16 protein-coding genes are annotated in these 14,503 nt (G+C 70.9%); 11 read left to right on the top strand and 5 right to left on the bottom strand.

What is annotated here, in order from left to right:
- Window positions 1–36 precede the first annotated feature (36 nt).
- From proB to V5F61_RS06625, 7 genes are all read left to right on the top strand, one after another.
- Window positions 37–1,179, top strand: a complete 1,143-nt coding sequence (proB, locus tag V5F61_RS06655) for a glutamate 5-kinase (RefSeq protein WP_393987824.1) — start codon at window positions 37–39, stop codon at window positions 1,177–1,179.
- 210 nt (window positions 1,180–1,389) lie between these two features.
- Window positions 1,390–2,688 carry a glutamate-5-semialdehyde dehydrogenase gene (locus tag V5F61_RS06650; protein ID WP_393987956.1) on the top strand — a complete coding sequence of 433 codons (1,299 nt, stop codon included), beginning with the start codon at window positions 1,390–1,392 and terminating at the stop codon, window positions 2,686–2,688.
- A gap of 138 nt (window positions 2,689–2,826) precedes the next feature.
- Window positions 2,827–3,435: a nicotinate-nucleotide adenylyltransferase gene (locus tag V5F61_RS06645; RefSeq protein ID WP_393987957.1), complete on the top strand. Its 609-nt coding sequence runs from the start codon at window positions 2,827–2,829 to the stop codon at window positions 3,433–3,435.
- Window positions 3,436–3,543: 108 nt separating this feature from the next.
- A complete protein-coding gene (gene rsfS / locus V5F61_RS06640) occupies window positions 3,544–3,978 on the top strand; it encodes a ribosome silencing factor (RefSeq protein ID WP_393987825.1) in 435 nt (144 codons plus the stop codon).
- 35 nt (window positions 3,979–4,013) lie between these two features.
- Window positions 4,014–4,496, top strand: a complete 483-nt coding sequence (gene rlmH, locus V5F61_RS06635) for a 23S rRNA (pseudouridine(1915)-N(3))-methyltransferase RlmH (protein ID WP_393987826.1) — start codon at window positions 4,014–4,016, stop codon at window positions 4,494–4,496.
- Window positions 4,497–4,631: 135 nt separating this feature from the next.
- Window positions 4,632–4,757, top strand: a complete 126-nt coding sequence (gene ykgO / locus V5F61_RS06630; protein WP_012114086.1) for a type B 50S ribosomal protein L36 — start codon at window positions 4,632–4,634, stop codon at window positions 4,755–4,757.
- A 379-nt stretch (window positions 4,758–5,136) separates the two neighbouring features.
- Window positions 5,137–5,580, top strand: a complete 444-nt coding sequence (locus V5F61_RS06625; protein WP_393987827.1) for a tetratricopeptide repeat protein — start codon at window positions 5,137–5,139, stop codon at window positions 5,578–5,580.
- 293 nt (window positions 5,581–5,873) lie between these two features.
- Here the strand turns inward: V5F61_RS06625 and V5F61_RS06620 are convergent, their stop codons facing one another.
- From V5F61_RS06620 to V5F61_RS06610, 3 genes are all read right to left on the bottom strand, one after another.
- A complete protein-coding gene (locus V5F61_RS06620; RefSeq protein WP_393987828.1) occupies window positions 5,874–6,479 on the bottom strand; it encodes a Smr/MutS family protein in 606 nt (201 codons plus the stop codon).
- Window positions 6,476–7,717, bottom strand: a complete 1,242-nt coding sequence (gene mltA, locus V5F61_RS06615) for a murein transglycosylase A (protein WP_393987829.1) — start codon at window positions 7,715–7,717, stop codon at window positions 6,476–6,478. The genes V5F61_RS06620 and mltA overlap by 4 nt, the downstream gene beginning before the upstream one ends.
- A 109-nt stretch (window positions 7,718–7,826) precedes the next feature.
- The gene (locus tag V5F61_RS06610) at window positions 7,827–8,540 is read right to left on the bottom strand and encodes a Tim44/TimA family putative adaptor protein (RefSeq protein ID WP_393987958.1); all 714 of its coding nucleotides are present in this window, start codon (window positions 8,538–8,540) and stop codon (window positions 7,827–7,829) included.
- A 347-nt stretch (window positions 8,541–8,887) separates the two neighbouring features.
- Between V5F61_RS06610 and V5F61_RS06605 the strand changes: the two genes are divergently transcribed.
- Complete coding sequence (locus V5F61_RS06605) at window positions 8,888–9,829, top strand: glucokinase (protein WP_393987830.1); 942 nt, start codon at window positions 8,888–8,890, stop codon at window positions 9,827–9,829.
- Window positions 9,830–9,835: 6 nt separating this feature from the next.
- Here V5F61_RS06605 and V5F61_RS06600 read toward each other — a convergent pair whose 3' ends face one another.
- Window positions 9,836–10,726, bottom strand: coding sequence for a LysR substrate-binding domain-containing protein (locus tag V5F61_RS06600; RefSeq protein WP_393987831.1), 891 nt, complete (start codon window positions 10,724–10,726; stop codon window positions 9,836–9,838).
- 86 nt (window positions 10,727–10,812) lie between these two features.
- Between V5F61_RS06600 and V5F61_RS06595 the strand changes: the two genes are divergently transcribed.
- Entirely contained in the window at window positions 10,813–11,775 is a 963-nt protein-coding gene (locus V5F61_RS06595; protein WP_393987832.1) for a DMT family transporter, read from the top strand.
- On the opposite strand, the gene V5F61_RS06590 is transcribed toward V5F61_RS06595, so the two are convergent.
- Window positions 11,763–12,518 (bottom strand): hypothetical protein, encoded by a 756-nt coding sequence (locus V5F61_RS06590; protein WP_393987833.1) that lies wholly within the window; start codon window positions 12,516–12,518, stop codon window positions 11,763–11,765. The two genes, V5F61_RS06595 and V5F61_RS06590, sit on opposite strands and share 13 nt — an antisense overlap.
- A 368-nt stretch (window positions 12,519–12,886) precedes the next feature.
- On the opposite strand from V5F61_RS06590, the gene V5F61_RS06585 reads away from it, so the two are divergent.
- Both V5F61_RS06585 and V5F61_RS06580 read left to right on the top strand, forming a co-directional pair.
- Entirely contained in the window at window positions 12,887–13,675 is a 789-nt protein-coding gene (locus V5F61_RS06585; protein WP_393987834.1) for a Bax inhibitor-1/YccA family protein, read from the top strand.
- A 244-nt stretch (window positions 13,676–13,919) separates the two neighbouring features.
- Entirely contained in the window at window positions 13,920–14,450 is a 531-nt protein-coding gene (locus tag V5F61_RS06580; RefSeq protein ID WP_393987835.1) for a GNAT family N-acetyltransferase, read from the top strand.
- The last annotated feature ends 53 nt before the right edge of the window (window positions 14,451–14,503 follow it).

Raw genomic sequence — 14,503 nt, 5'->3', positions numbered from 1 at the left:
CCCCGCCCGCCCCGGCGCCTTTCCGGTTTCCGCACCATGGCCTCCCTGGACCACGCCACGCCGCCCGCCCTCACCGATTTCCGCCGCATCGTCATCAAGGTGGGCTCCGCCTTGCTGGTGGACCGCGACCGGGGCCGGGTGCGCCTGCCATGGCTGGTCTCGCTGGTGGAGGACATCGGCACCCTGCACCGGCGCGGCTGCGACGTGATGGTGGTCTCCTCCGGCGCCATCGCCCTCGGCCGCACGGTGCTGCGCCTGCCGGCCGGGCCGCTGAAGCTGGAGGACAGCCAGGCCGCCGCCGCCGTGGGCCAGATCGCCCTCGCCCGCACTTGGGCCGAGGCCCTCGCCCACGAGGACATCAACGCCGGCCAGGTGCTGCTGACCCTTGGCGATACCGAGGAGCGCCGGCGCTACCTCAACGCCCGCTCGACCCTGGCGCGCTTGATGGACCTGCGCGCCGTGCCCATCATCAACGAGAACGACACCGTCGCCACTTCCGAGATCCGCTACGGCGACAATGACCGGCTCGCCGCGCGCGTCGCCACCATGGCGAGCGCCGATTTGCTGGTGCTGCTGTCCGACATCGACGGGCTCTACACCGCCCCGCCGGCCAAGGACCCGGCCGCCCAACACATCCCGGTGGTGCCGCGCATCACCGCCGAGATCGAGGCCATGGCCGGGGCGGCGGGCTCCGAGCTTTCGCGCGGAGGCATGCGCACCAAGATCGAGGCCGGCAAGATCGCCACCTCCGCCGGCACCCACATGGTGATCGCCACCGGCCACGTGAAGAACCCGCTCAAGCGCATCCGCGAGGGCGGGCGCTGCACCTGGTTCCTCACCTCGGCCAATCCCGTGCGCGCGCGCAAGAGCTGGATCGCCGGCGCGCTCGAACCCCACGGCACGCTCCACCTGGACGACGGGGCGGTCGCCGCCCTGCGGCGCGGGGCGAGCCTGCTGCCCGCCGGGGTGAAGCGCATCGAGGGCGCCTTCGACCGGGGCGACGCGGTGGTGCTGCGCGGGCCGGACGGCGCGGAGGTGGGGCGCGGCCTCGTCGCCTATGATTCGCAGACCGCGAACCGCATCATGGGCTGCTCCACGGCCGAGATCGAGGAGCTGCTGGGCGTTTCCGGCCGCTCGGAGATGGTGCACCGGGACGACATGGCCCTCGGCGTAGAGTGACGGCCTCGTGAGCGGCCGGAGCGGGCCGCCCGCTGGCGCAGGCGCCGGGCAAGGCCCATCTGGAATGCAGGCACATTGAGTTCGCCGCGCTGCGGGTGTCGATTTTCGCGGCCGGCGTGCTACAGATCGTGACCGGCGCGCCCGCTGGCGCGCTCGAAACCCCTTTGATCCTTAGAGAGTGATGCCATGGCCACCGCCTCCGCCGCACGCATGAACGCCGCCGCTTCCGCGGAGCGGGCGCTGCCGCCGGCGGAGCTGGAGGCGGCCATGCTGGAGATGGGCAAGCGCGCCCGCGCCGCCGCCCGCGCCCTCGCCCTCGCGGACGCCGAGACCAAGACCCGCGCCCTCAACGCCGCCGCCGCCGCCGTGCGCGCCGCGAGCGCCGACATCCTCGCCGCCAATGCCGGCGATGTCGCCCGCGCCAAGGCCGAGGGCATGACCGGCTCCTTCCTTGACCGCCTGACCCTGACACCCGAGCGCATCGCCGCCATGGCCGAGGGCATTGAGGCCGTGGCCGCCCTGCCCGACCCCGTGGGCAAGGTGACCGAGAGCTGGACCCGGCCCAACGGCATGCTGATCGAGCGCGTGCGCACGCCGCTCGGCGTCATCGGCGTCATCTACGAGAGCCGGCCCAACGTGACGGCCGACGCTGCCGCGCTCTGCGTGCGGGCCGGCAATGCCGTCATCCTGCGCGGCGGCTCCGACAGCCTCGCCTCCTCTGGCGCCATCCACGCGGCGTTCGTGGCCGGGCTCGCCTCCGCCGGCCTGCCGGAGGACACGGTGCAGTTCGTGAACACCTCCGACCGGGCCGCCGTCGGCCACATGCTGGCCGGGCTCGGCGGCACGGTGGACGTGATCGTGCCGCGCGGCGGCAAGAGCCTGGTGGCGCGGGTGCAGTCCGACGCCCGCGTGCCCGTCTTCTCCCACCTCGACGGCATCGTGCACGTGTTCGTGGACAAGGCGGCCGACCTCGACATGGCCAAGACCGTGGTGCTGAACGCCAAGATGCGCCGCACCGGCATCTGCGGCGCCGCCGAGACGCTGCTGGTGGACCGCGCGGTGGCCGGCACCCACCTCAAGCCCCTGGTGGAGATGCTGCTCGACGCCGGCTGCGCCGTGCGCGGCGACGCGGCGGTGCAGGCGGTGGACCCCCGCGTGGACGCCGCCGCCGAGAGCGACTGGGACACCGAATATCTCGATGCCATCCTGGCGGTGAAGGTGGTGGACGGGCTCGACGCCGCCATCGCCCACATCGAGCGGCACGGTTCCCACCACACCGACTGCATCGTGACCCAGGACCCGGCGGCGGCGGAACGCTTCCTGGCGGAGGTCGATTCGGCCATCGTGCTGCACAACGCCTCCACCCAGTTCGCCGACGGCGGCGAGTTCGGCTTCGGCGCCGAGATCGGTATCGCCACCGGCCGCATGCACGCGCGCGGGCCGGTGGGGGCCGAGCAGCTCACCTCCTTCAAGTACCGCATCCACGGCTCCGGCCAGACCCGCCCGTGAGCGCAGCCTGAGCAACGGGAGCCGCCCGTGAGCCGCGCCTCGGCGAGTGCTCCCTTCCTGGAGGCCAGCGCCGCCGTGCCGCCGTGCCGCGCCGGCGGGGCAGCGGGCGAGACGCCATGCGCCCGCGACGCGCGGCGAATCCCGCTCGCGGCGCCGGGGCTGCGCGTCGGCCTGCTCGGCGGCAGCTTCAATCCCGCCCACGGCGCGCACCGGGCGGCGAGCCTGCTGGCGCTCAGGCGCCTGCAGCTCGACCGCGTGTGGTGGCTGGTGACGCCCGGCAACCCGCTGAAGGACAACCGCGAGCTGCCGTCCCTTGAGGAACGTGTGGCGCTGGCGCGGCGTGTCGCGCACCATCCGCGCATCGATGTCACCGGCTGCGAGGCCGCGCTCGGCGTGCGCTACACCTATGACACCATCGCGGCGCTGACGCACCGGATGCCGAAGGTGCGGTTCGTGTGGATCATGGGGGCGGACAACCTCGCGCAGTTCCACCGCTGGCAGCGCTGGCGCGCCATCGCCGACCGGGTGCCGGTGGCGGTGGTGGACCGCATGGGCCAGTCGCTCGCCGCCACCGCCGCCCCGGCCGCCCGCGCGCTGGAGCGCTGGCGCATCGAGGAGAGCGACGCCGCGGTGCTGGCAGACCTCGCCCCGCCCGCCTGGGTGTTCCTTCACGGGCTGAAATCCCCCGTGTCTTCAACGGGAATCCGCGCCGCACGGCGCCTCAGCGGCGCGCCCGGCGCGAGCTGATGCCGCGCCGCCCTTGAAAATTCGTTGATTTTCCGACATTCTGATGCTCGCGCCTGTGGCAAGGAGCCCGGCGCCTTCGACATGAGAGGATATGGACCCCTGTCCACAATGGCTTCGGCCCAAGAGGCCACGGTCCAGGCGGCCGTTCTGGCGACCAGCCCCGAGGCGAACGACCAGATGACGCCGCCCGACACGATCTCCGACGGTCTTCTCCAGCCCGAGGAGATTCTCGCCCTCGTCCAGGCCAAGCTGGATGACGACAAGTCCGAGGACATCGTCTCCATCGACCTGCGCGGGAAAACCTCCATCGCCGACTTCATGGTGATCGCCTCCGGCCGCTCGCAGCGGCATGTGGGCGCCATCGCCGAGCACCTTCTGGAGGCGCTGAAGGAAGCCGGAATCAAGCATGTGCGCGTGGAAGGCCAGCCGGCCTGCGACTGGGTGCTGATCGACGCGAACGACGTGATCGTCCACGTCTTCCAGCCGGAGGTCCGCGCCTTCTACAACATCGAGAAGATGTGGTCGGGCACGCCGCGCTCCTGAAGGCGCGGCGGCGACCGTTTCCGGGCTGAACGCACGTGCGCCTCGTTCTCCTGTGCGTCGGCCGGCTGAAGGCCGGGGCCGAGCGCGATCTCGTCGCCCGCTACCTGGAACGCGCCCGCGCCGCCGGGCGCGCGCTGGGCTTCACCGCCGTGGACATGGTGGAGATCGCCGAATCGTCCGCCCGCCGCGCGGAAGACCGCATGGCCGAAGAGGGCGCGGCGATTCTCGCCGCCCTGCCGGCCGGAGCCGGGCTGGTGGTCCTCGATCCGCGTGGCCGAAACCTTTCCAGCGAGGATTTCGCCGCCCACCTCGGCGCCCTGCGCGACGGCGGGACGCCGGCGCTCGCCTGCATCATCGGCGGTGCCGATGGCCTTTCGGAAAGCGTGCGCGCCCGCGCCGGGCGGCTTGTGGCCTATGGCGCCGCCACCTTTCCCCACCAATTGGTGCGGGTGATGCTGGCCGAGCAGATCTACCGCGCGGTGACCATTCTCGCCGGCCACCCCTATCATCGTGCGTGAGGGCGATGACCCGGCAAAGCGGCCGGACGCATTGACATCGGCCGCGCCGCCGCTTATCACGCCGGCTCAATCCATCAGCAGAGTGTCGACGAGCCGCGCGGCATGCGCGCCGCGGTCGGCCCGAAGGCGAGTGTCATGAAGATCCGCAATTCCCTCAAGTCGCTGCTCGGTCGCCACCGGGACAACCGTCTCGTGCGCCGCAAGGGCCGCGTCTACATCATCAACAAGACCCAGAAGCGCTACAAGGCCCGCCAGGGCTGAGGCGCTCGCGCCGATGCGTTCCGGCGAGCCTTCGCCGGAACGTGAAAGGTGGCCGTGGCCCGCGCGCCGCGGCGCCGTTGACGAAACGGGCGTCACGTCGGACACTTTCTCCATGAGTGCCGTCCTTACGCCGCCCGCACGAAGTCTTTCTTCTGCATCCCCCCGCTTCCGGCGGCCTATCGCATGGGCCGCGGCGTTGGCGATGCTGGCATGTGGCCACGGGCCCGCATCGGCCCTGAGCCCCGCAGAAGATTCCGGGCCTCCGCCTGCCTCCCGTGAAGCCGCACCGGCCGGACCCGATGGCGCGGCGCCCCATTCCCCGCGCAAGGCGCCGAAGGACAAGCGCACCCAGCTCGAAGGGCTTTTCGCGGCCCTGAAAGTGGCACCGGACGAGCGCAGCGCCAAGGTCATCGCGGACCGGCTCGACCGCCTCTTCAACACCACCGACAGCACCAGCGTCGATCTGCTGATGGCGCGCGCCAGCGTGGCGCTGGAAGCCAAGCAGTATGACCTCGCGCTGAAGATCCTCGGCCAGGCGATCGACATCGACCCGGACGACATCGGCGCGCTCTCCAAGCGCGCGACCATCTACTACATGCGCGACGACTACGGGCCGGCCCTGGCCGACATCCGCGAAGTGCTCGCCCGCGAGCCCCGGCACTTTCCCATGCTCTACGGCCTCGCCCTGATCCTGCGCGACATCGGCGACGACAAGAGGGCGCTGGAGGCCACGCGCAAGGCGCTGGAGGTCAACCCCCGCTTCGAGGGCGCAAAGGAGCTTGAGGGCCAGCTCGTCCTTACCGTCGAGGGGCGGGAGATCTAGAGCATTTTCACGCGAAGTGGATACGGGTTCGCGTGAAGGAAGTGCTTAAGCCCAATCATCTGAAGTGATTGCCACGAGCCGGCGCGAGCATGAGGCGCCGGGGATACCCCCGGCAGGTCGAGCCCCACCCGGGCGGCTCTAACGCATTGCTCCACCTTGAATTCCGGCAATCGGTCTCTGCTCGCCCGGGACATTTCGCAAAGCCGGCCTGTTTTGCGGCCGCGGGAGCGGCGCCCGTGACCAGCGAAAGCCCGCGATCAGGGAGCGACAGTCGCGCCTGAGGCGGGCCGGCATCAGTCCACGCCGCGCCGCCTGCGGATGCGCACGTAAAGGGCTCCCTCGCCGCCATGGCGCCGGGATGCGGCCTCGAAGCCCAGGACCACGTTGCGCAGATCCGGCTCCGCCAGCCAGTGTGGCACAGCCCGCCGCAGCACGCCCCTGCCCTCCCCGAAATGCCCGCCGCCGATGGATTCCGGGTCGCCCTTGCCGGTGATGACCAGCACCACCCCATGGCCCAGCGCCTGCGCCTCCATGAGGAACAACCGCAGCCGCCGGTGCGCCAGCACCTGGGTAAGGCCGTGCAGGTCGATGCGTGCGTCCACCTCCGCGCCGCGCCCGAGCCGGCGGCGTGCCTTCGGCTCCAATGGCGCAAGGGGGAGCGGCGGCTTCGGCGGCGGCACCTTGGCCGGAGCCGCCGGCGGAGATGCGGATCTGGAGCGGGCGGCGGATGCCGCCGCCGAAGCGTTCTCCGCCCCCACCGTGGCCGGAGGCGGGGCAGCCCCCTCCTCCGAGGAATGCGGATGGGGCTCCGGCTTCAGGGGCTTCACCTCGCGCACCACGAGCGCCCAGAGCGCCCGCTCTTCCGCGCTCAGCAGCCGGCGGCGCCCCCTCCGGCTCATGGCCGGCCGGCTTCGGCCGCCCCTGCTGCCTTTTCCTCCGGCACGCTCCCGGTCGGCGGGTCCGGCTCGGCGAAGCGCGGCACCAGCAAGGCGAGCTGCGCCCGATGGCGGATCCGCCCGGCCACCGCGCCCGCCTCCGCACCCGCGCCGAAGAACAGGTCGGCCCGCCCCGGCCCGACGATGGCGGAGCCGGTGTCCTGGGCGATCATCAGCCGCCGGAAGGCGTCGGCCGCGCGGGGCGCGGACAGGGGCAGCACCGCCTCCACGAAGAAGGGGGAGCCGAACGTGTGCAGCCGCCGGTCCACAGCCAGCGATCGCCCCGCCGTGAGCGACACGCCCTGAGCGCCCATGGCACCCTCGTCGGCCGAGAGTTCAAGAGCCTTGAAGAAGACGAAGGATCGATTCTCGCGGCGCAGTTCCCGCCCGGCGTCGGGGTACTGCTCCATGAAGGCGCGGATGCGCTCCATGGACATCTCGTCCCGCGACACCAGCCCGCGCTGGATCAGCAGCTTGCCCACGGGCGTATAGGGCCGCCCGTTGTAGCCGTCGTAATTGAGGCGCAGCACCCGTCCGTCCGGCAGCCGCACCCGGCCCGACCCCTGGATCTGCATGAAGAAGAGATCCACCGGGTCCTTGAGGTAGGCGATCTCCAGCCCGCGCCCCTTCAGGGCGCCGTCCTCGATCTCGGCGCGGTCGTAATAGGGCACCTCTCGGCCGTTCTCAACGCGCATCGCGCCGCCGCCATTGGCCACAACCCCCGCGGTCATCACGAGATCCGGCGGCCGGCCATAGACCGGCACATCGAACCCGCCGCCCGGCTCCAGCGCGCCGTCCACCTCCGGCTCGTAATAGCCGGTGAGGAAGGCATCCGGATGTGTATCCGGCACCAGGCGGTAGGGGCGGAAATTGAGCTCGAAGAACAGCCGCGCCACCTCGCGCGAGGGGTTATCCAGGCCGAGGGCATCTGCCGCGCCGCAGGCGGCGAGCAGGCCGCGGGCCAGAGTGTCGGCCGAAGGCAGCGCGCCGGGCGCAGGCGGCGCGCGCAGGGCGCCGCAGCTCGCGCGGAAGGCGCGGAAGGCCGCGGCGAGGTCGTCGTCCTTCCAGCCCTTGAGATCGGAAAAGCGAACCGGCATCAGCCGGGCGCCGGGAATGGCCGGCGTCGCCGCGGGCTCCACCGGGGCGGCCACGATCAGCGTCGGCGCGGCGCTAGCACTGGCGGAGAGACCGAGGCTGGCCACCGCCGCGACGGCAATCGCCCGACATAAGCGAGCCCGCATGCGTCGGGCCGGCCGCCCGGCCCCGTCCGATGTCCGCTGCCGTTCCTTCGATGCCGCCACGATCGCCGCCTCACTGCGCCGCTTCGGTGGCCACGAGCTTCCAGTTGGGATTGCGGGTGCCCAGCTCGCGGGCGAAGGTCCACACGTCCGTCACGTCCGCCACCGTGTCCGGGCTGCCGTCCACCACGCCACCGTCCCGCCCGCGGGTGACGGAGATGAGCTGGGAGACGAAGCGCACCGTGAGCTGCGCCGTCGCGCCCTGCGCCACCGCCTGCTCCAGATCAGCACGGGAAATGGCGACGAAGCGCGATTCCATGGTCTCGCCCCGGCCCTCGCGCTCGGTGATGGCGGCGGCGAAATTGTCGTAGACCTCCTTGGAGAGCAGGTCCTTCAAGGTCCGCCGGTCACCGTTGGCGAACGCGGTCACGATCATCTCGTAGGCGGCCTTGGCGCCGGAGAGGAAGTGCTTCGCGTCGAAGTCGGGCTCGATGCGCGCGATCGCATCCAGGGCGGCCGCCGCCGGGCTGCCCTCGGGCGCCACGCCCTCCCACCGATACTTGGGTGCCTCGTCCTCGCCCACGGGCTGCGGCACGCCGGGGTTGACGGTGTTGCGCTCAGGCAGGGGCACAACGTTGTCGGGCGCCGGCTGTGGCGGGCGCGCGGTGTCGCGGGAATAGGGATCGTAAGGCGGCCGTTCACGCCCGGTGCGCTGGCCCAGCACGCTGCGCAGCCGCACGAAGATGAACACGGCCAGGGCCAGGAAGATGATCGTGTAGATATCGATCACTGCGTTTCGCCATGCCTGCGGCGCAGCGGCACTGCCGCCACGCCTGGTTGCCTCGATCGCGAGTTCCACCCGCCCGATGTCGCCGCATCGCGGAAGGAGCCTCGCCGCTTTATGTACGCAGCACCGCCCTTCCCGCCAGCCCCTTGGGGCCGATGGCGCACATATTTGCTGCACCTTACGGCAGGCGGGGCCACGGCGCCACCTTGTCGCCCGCGTCCTTCTCCGCGAGATTGAAGGCTGAAAAGAGACCGCGGGGGGCTCCATCGCCGCACCCCGCGCAAGACCATACCGGGCGCGAGAAAATGCTCTAGATTGCGCGCCCCTTCACGAAGCGGACCCCGCCCATGGCCCCCACCGTCCTCATCGCAGACATCGGCGGCTCCACCACCCGCATCGCGCGCAGCGGCGCCGACGGCGTGCCCTTCGACGTGCGCCTGGAAACGAATGATTCCTACACCTCGGTGCAGGATCTCGTAGGCACCTATCTGTCCGCCGTATCCGGGGAAGCGCCGGTGGGAGCGGTGCTGGCGGTGGCCGGGCCCGTGGACGGCGACGAGGTCCGCCTCACCAACCGGGAGTGGCGCTTCTCCCGTGCCGGGCTGGGCACGGCGCTCGGCCTCGAACGTGTGGAGGTGCTCAACGATTTCGTGGCCTTCGCCCATGCGGTGCCACAGCTCGGGCGGGACGATCTGCTGGCGGTGGGCGTAGGGCGGGCCGCGGCGGGGCGGCCGCGGCTGGTGTGCGGGCCGGGCACGGGCTTTGGAACCGCGCTGATCCTCACCCGCGAGGGCGGCCACGACGTGCTGCCGAGCGAGGCCGGGCACATGCGCTTCGGCGCCGTGACCACCGACGAGGCCCGGCTCATCGCCCACATGGTGCGCGACATGGGGCCGGTGGCGGTGGAGCACGTGCTTTCCGGCGGTGGGCTCGTGCGCATGCACCGCATCCTCACCGGCGAGCGCCTCTCCGCCCACGCCATCGTGAAAGCAGCCCTGGGCGGCCAGCCGAGCGAGAAGGAAACCTGCGCCCTGTTCCTGCGCGTGCTGGGGCGGGTGCTCGGCGACCTCGCGCTCGCGTTCGAGGCGCTGGGCGGCGTCTATGTGGGCGGGGGGCTCGGACGCGGCCTCGCCCCCCTGTTCGCCGACAGCCCGTTCCGCGCCGCCTTCGAGGATCATCCGCCCTATGGCGAGCGCCTTGCCCAGGTGCCGGTGCAGGTGGTGACCCATGCGGCGCCGGGTCTGCTGGGCGCGGCCCGGCTCGGCCGCCGGCTGCTTCTGGAGGGCTGAGGGCGCTCAGGCCGCGTCGCGCATCCCCGCCTCGCGATCACAGAAGACGGCCACGGCATCCGCCAGCGCCTCCACAGGGTCCGGCGCACGCGGGGCAACGCACAGGGCAAGCTGCGTGGGCGCGATGGCCGGCAGGCCGGCGGATGCGTCGAGCACCCGCTGGCCGGGCGCCACCGCCCGCTGTTCCAGCACCGCGATGCCGAGTCCCCCGGCCAGCGCCGCGGAGACGCCGATGAGGTTCGGGCTCTCATAGGCGATGCGCCAGTCGCGCCCGGCCTGTTCCAGCGCGTGGACCGCCCGGTTGCGGTAGAGGCAGCCCTGGGGAAAGGCCACCAGCGGCAGCGGATCGAGCCCCGCAGGGTCGGCCGGGCCAGCCGGCCCGCCCACCCACACCAGCCGCTCCGGCCAGCTCGCGCGCGCGGCTGCCCGGCCGGCCGCTCCCCCGGCCCCCGCGCCGTCGCGCTTCATGAGGGCGATATCGAGGTCTCCTCGTTCCAGGTCGGCCGCCAGCTCGCAGCTCAGCGCGCAGCGCACGGCGAGGCGCACCGCCGGGTGGCGGCGGGCGAAATCGGCGACGAGGCCGGTCAGCGCCGCGAGGGCGAAGTCCTCGGGGATTCCGAGTCGCACCACCCCCGCCCCGCCATCCGCGAGGGCGGCCCGCGCCTCCGCGCTCAGGGCCAGGATGCGCCGGGCATAGGCCAGCAGCCGCTCCCCCTCGGCGGTGAGGCTCACCGCCCGCGGCCCGCGCACCAGCAGCTCGCGGCCCGCCTGCTCCTCCAGCCGGCGGATCTGCTGGCTCACGGTGGACTGGGTGCGGTGCACCCGCTCGCCGGCGCGGGTGAAGCCGCCGGCATCCACCACGCTCACGAAGGCCTTGAGAAGGTCGAGATCGAACATGCCGCGCTCCCGCGCCTAGAGACGCAAAGCATTCAGGTTTCCGATACTCAACATCAAAACATCGAATTTCTCAATGGATGCCCGCCATGCGATTGCTGAAGGCCAGCACCATCCGCGAGCCCGCCATGAACCGGCCCCTCTCCTTCTCCCTCGCCCCCGGCTTCACCATCGACGGCACGCTGGTGCTGATCGTGCTGTTCTGCCTTATCTGGAGCTCGGCTTTCGCCGCCGCCAAGACCGCGCTGGCCGATTGCCCGCCGCTGCTGCTTCTTTCTGCCCGCTTCCTGCTGGCGGGAGGCGTTCTGCTGGCCGCCTGCGCGGCCATGGGCGCCCTCAGGCGGGTGGGCTGGCGCGCGCTCGCGCTGTTCGCCGGCATCGGCGTACTCAACAACGCGGCCTATCTCGGCTTCTCCTACTGGGGCATGACCACCGTCTCGTCCGGCTTCACCGCAGTGGTGGTGAGCGCGACGCCTCTGCTCACCGCCCTCGCCGCCGCCCCGCTGCTGGGCGAGGGGATGACGGGGCGCAAGCTCGCCGGCCTGCTCCTGGGCTTCGCCGGGGTGGCGCTGGTGCTGCGCTCGCGCCTCGGCGGCGGACACGAGGACCCGGTGGGGGCGCTGTTCGTGCTCGCGGCGCTGGTGGCGCTCACCGCCGGCACCCTCGCCTACAAGCGCGCGCGGCTGCCGGCAGGCACCCTGGTGCTGGGCAGCGGCGTGCAGGCGCTGGCCGGCGGGCTGGTGCTGGTGCCGTTCGCGCTGGCGCTGGAAGACCCCGCGCGCATCCACCTCACGCCGTCGCTGGCGGTCTCTTTCCTCTACCTCACCCTCGGCGCCTCGGTGGGGGCCTTCAGCCTGTGGCTGTTCATCCTGAACCGCTCCAGCGCCACCCGCGCCAGCGCCCTGCACTTCCTGATGCCGCCGCTGGGGCTGCTGTTCGGCTGGCTGCTGCTGGGCGAGAGCGTGCCGCCGCTCGATCTCCTGGGCATCGTGCCCATCGCGCTCGGCATCCGCCTCGTCACCGCCGGCGAGCGGCCGCCTCAGAAGCGATAGAGGGCGCTGAGCACCAGGCCATTTTCCTGCGGCGCGTTGCGGGCGAACCAGGTGGTCACCAAAGCTGCCTGCAGCGTCATCGCCGCGCTCCAGTCATAGGCCGCGCCGAGCTGGACCTTGTAATATTCGTAGGAGGCATCGAAGTAGGGCCCCTCGCCCGCCCCTTCCGAAACCACGTTGAAGGACTGTACCAGCGCCTGCCAGCGCTCCGCGAGGTGCACGCCCAGGGTCAGGTCCAGGTGCACCTCGTCCGGCGGATCGCCGAAGCGCATGCGCTGGGCGAGCTGAGCGTCGAGATAGGCTGGCCGGTCCCACAAGGTGAAGGAGAGCCCCGCAAGCAGGCGCAGGTCCAGCTCCGGGTCCTCATAGCCCACCGCCGCCGCGCTCTGCGCATTTCCGGTGCCGGAGAAGCGCCCCGTCACCTGCGCCGAGACCACCAGATTGTCCTGTCGCCAGAGCCGTACGCGCGCGCCGGCATCCGTATAGCCGAGACCGTCATAGGAGGAGGGATCGGGGTCGCCCAGGGAGACGGACAGGAACTGCGGCGCCGCGATCAGGGTCAGCCAGTCAGTGAGGCCGTATTCGAGCACCAGCGCCACCTCCACCTTGTCGTAGGGGCGGCTATCGTAGAGGTGGGAGGAGGGACCGAACTCGGAGGAGGAATGGACCGCCGCGCTCTGCACGATCGCCTGCCCGCGTCCGCCTTCGAGCGTCCACGCGCCGGCCCGCGCCTCGCCAGCCATTGAGACGATGACCGGAAGCAGCGCGAGGCCTGGGATTGCTCCGAGATAAAAAGCTCGCAGAGGTTGTGGACCAGGGAACCCACCTCCACCCCGCGCACACTCCTGCGTCCGCGTCCCCGCGCCGCCCGCCCTGCCCCGCCGATGCCTCATGCCGGTTGCCCTGACCCTGCGCGACCATAGCGGAAGTCGCATCCGGACGGCAGCGGCATTAGGTCTCGATCACCAAGCTGACCTAGAGTGACCTTGCGTAAATTTCATCTTCATTCGTCTTGCCGCCCTATACGGAACCCACCATATTGACGCACGAACCCAGCGGTGTGTTTGCGCGCCGGCAAAGGGGTTTAAGAGTTTCTTGAAGGGGAACGACGATGTCCGATTATGATCGCAACGTCGCCGGGCGTTGGAACCCGTCGGTGGCACGCTCGCAGGCCGCGATCGACCAGGGGCTGCGTTCGTACATGCTCAGCGTGTACAATTACATGGCGCTCGGCCTCGCCATCACGGGCGCGGCCGCGCTCGGCATCTACATGCTGTCCGTCACCACGGACCCGAGCCTCGCGGCCGGGCGGGTTGCCGGCGGCATCATGCTGACCCAGCTCGGCTACACGCTGTTCGTGAGCCCGCTGAAGTGGGTGGTGATGCTGGCCCCGCTGGCGGCGGTGTTCTTCCTCAGCTTCCGCGTGGAGCGCATGAGCGTCTCTGCGGCGCAGATCACCTTCTGGGTCTATGCGGCCCTGGTGGGCGTCTCGCTCTCCACCATCTTCCTCGTCTACACCCACGAGAGCATCGTGCGGGTGTTCTTCATCACCGCGGCTTCCTTCGGCGCGCTGAGCCTCTACGGCTACACCACGCAGAAGGACCTCTCCGGGATGGGCACCTTCCTGATGATGGGCCTGTTCGGCATCATCATCGCCTCGCTGGTGAATATCTTCCTCGGCTCCTCGATGCTGCAGTTCATCGTGTCCGTGGTCGGCGTTCTGGTGTTCGCGGGCCTCACCGCCTACGACACCCAGCGCATCAAGGAGATGTATTTCGAGGGCGATGACGTGGCGGTGATGGGCAAGAAGGCCATCATGGGCGCGCTCACCCTCTACTTGGACTTCATCAACCTGTTCATGATGCTGCTCCAGCTCTTCGGCAACCGCAACAGCAACTGACGCGGTATTTTACCGACGGATCTCATGGAAACCCCGGCTTCGGCCGGGGTTTTCTTTTGCCTGCGCGGCAGAAGCGAGAGAGGCGGAGGCCCCGGCGCGGAGGCGGTGGAAAAGCCGAGCTGGTGGTATAAGAGCAGCGTGCCCGCGGCGGAGGAAAGCTCCAACGACGCGGGCGGCAGGGGGTGGGAACCGCGCCGGAGCCTCCGGCGCGTCCAGGCCCCCGGCGTCATGCGCAGCCAGTGGAATGAAGACCATGCCGATCCGCCCCGCGACCCCCGAAGACAGCCCCGCCATCGCCGCCATCTACGATGCCGCCGTCATCGCCGGCACCGCCTCCTTCGAGATCGACCCACCCGGCCCCGCGGAGATGGCCCGCCGCCAGCAGGCCATCGTCGATGCGGGATACCCCTTCCTGGTGCGGGAGGAGGAGGGCCACGTGGTGGGCTATGCCTATGCCAGCGCCTTCCGGCCGCGCGTCGCTTACTGGAACACGGTGGAAAATTCGCTGTACGTGGACGATCGCATGCACGGCCGGGGCATCGGCAAGTCCCTGCTGCAGGCGCTGATCGTCGAATGCGAGGCGCGCGACTTCCGGCAGATGGTGGCGGTGATCGGCGACAGCGGCAATACGGGGTCCATCGCGCTGCACCGCGCCTGCGGCTTCGCGCCCATCGGAACCCTGCCGAACACCGGCTTCAAGCTCGGCCGCTGGATCGACACTGTGCTGATGCAGCGCGCCCTCGGCCCCGGAGCCGACACGCTGCCGAGCCGCTGAGCCGCGCGGGCCACATACGCCACGGCGGATAAGCAAACCCGCGGCGAGGGATG

Origin of the sequence: Xanthobacter sediminis, assembly GCF_043195015.1 — a bacterium.
Lineage (GTDB): Bacteria > Pseudomonadota > Alphaproteobacteria > Rhizobiales > Xanthobacteraceae > Xanthobacter.
Note: the sequence above shows the minus strand (reverse complement) of the source record. Positions and strands in the feature narration are given on the sequence as shown.

Coding starts and splice junctions, on each gene's coding strand:
- proB (WP_393987824.1), top strand. CDS start 37: ATGGCCTCCCTGGACCACGCCACGCCGCCCGCCCTCACCGATTTCCGC.
- V5F61_RS06650 (WP_393987956.1), top strand. CDS start 1,390: ATGAACGCCGCCGCTTCCGCGGAGCGGGCGCTGCCGCCGGCGGAGCTG.
- rsfS (WP_393987825.1), top strand. CDS start 3,544: ATGGCTTCGGCCCAAGAGGCCACGGTCCAGGCGGCCGTTCTGGCGACC.
- ykgO (WP_012114086.1), top strand. CDS start 4,632: ATGAAGATCCGCAATTCCCTCAAGTCGCTGCTCGGTCGCCACCGGGAC.
- V5F61_RS06620 (WP_393987828.1), bottom strand. CDS start 6,479: ATGAGCCGGAGGGGGCGCCGCCGGCTGCTGAGCGCGGAAGAGCGGGCG.
- V5F61_RS06605 (WP_393987830.1), top strand. CDS start 8,888: ATGGCCCCCACCGTCCTCATCGCAGACATCGGCGGCTCCACCACCCGC.
- V5F61_RS06600 (WP_393987831.1), bottom strand. CDS start 10,726: ATGTTCGATCTCGACCTTCTCAAGGCCTTCGTGAGCGTGGTGGATGCC.
- V5F61_RS06595 (WP_393987832.1), top strand. CDS start 10,813: ATGCGATTGCTGAAGGCCAGCACCATCCGCGAGCCCGCCATGAACCGG.
- V5F61_RS06590 (WP_393987833.1), bottom strand. CDS start 12,518: ATGGCTGGCGAGGCGCGGGCCGGCGCGTGGACGCTCGAAGGCGGACGC.
- V5F61_RS06585 (WP_393987834.1), top strand. CDS start 12,887: ATGTCCGATTATGATCGCAACGTCGCCGGGCGTTGGAACCCGTCGGTG.
- V5F61_RS06580 (WP_393987835.1), top strand. CDS start 13,920: ATGAAGACCATGCCGATCCGCCCCGCGACCCCCGAAGACAGCCCCGCC.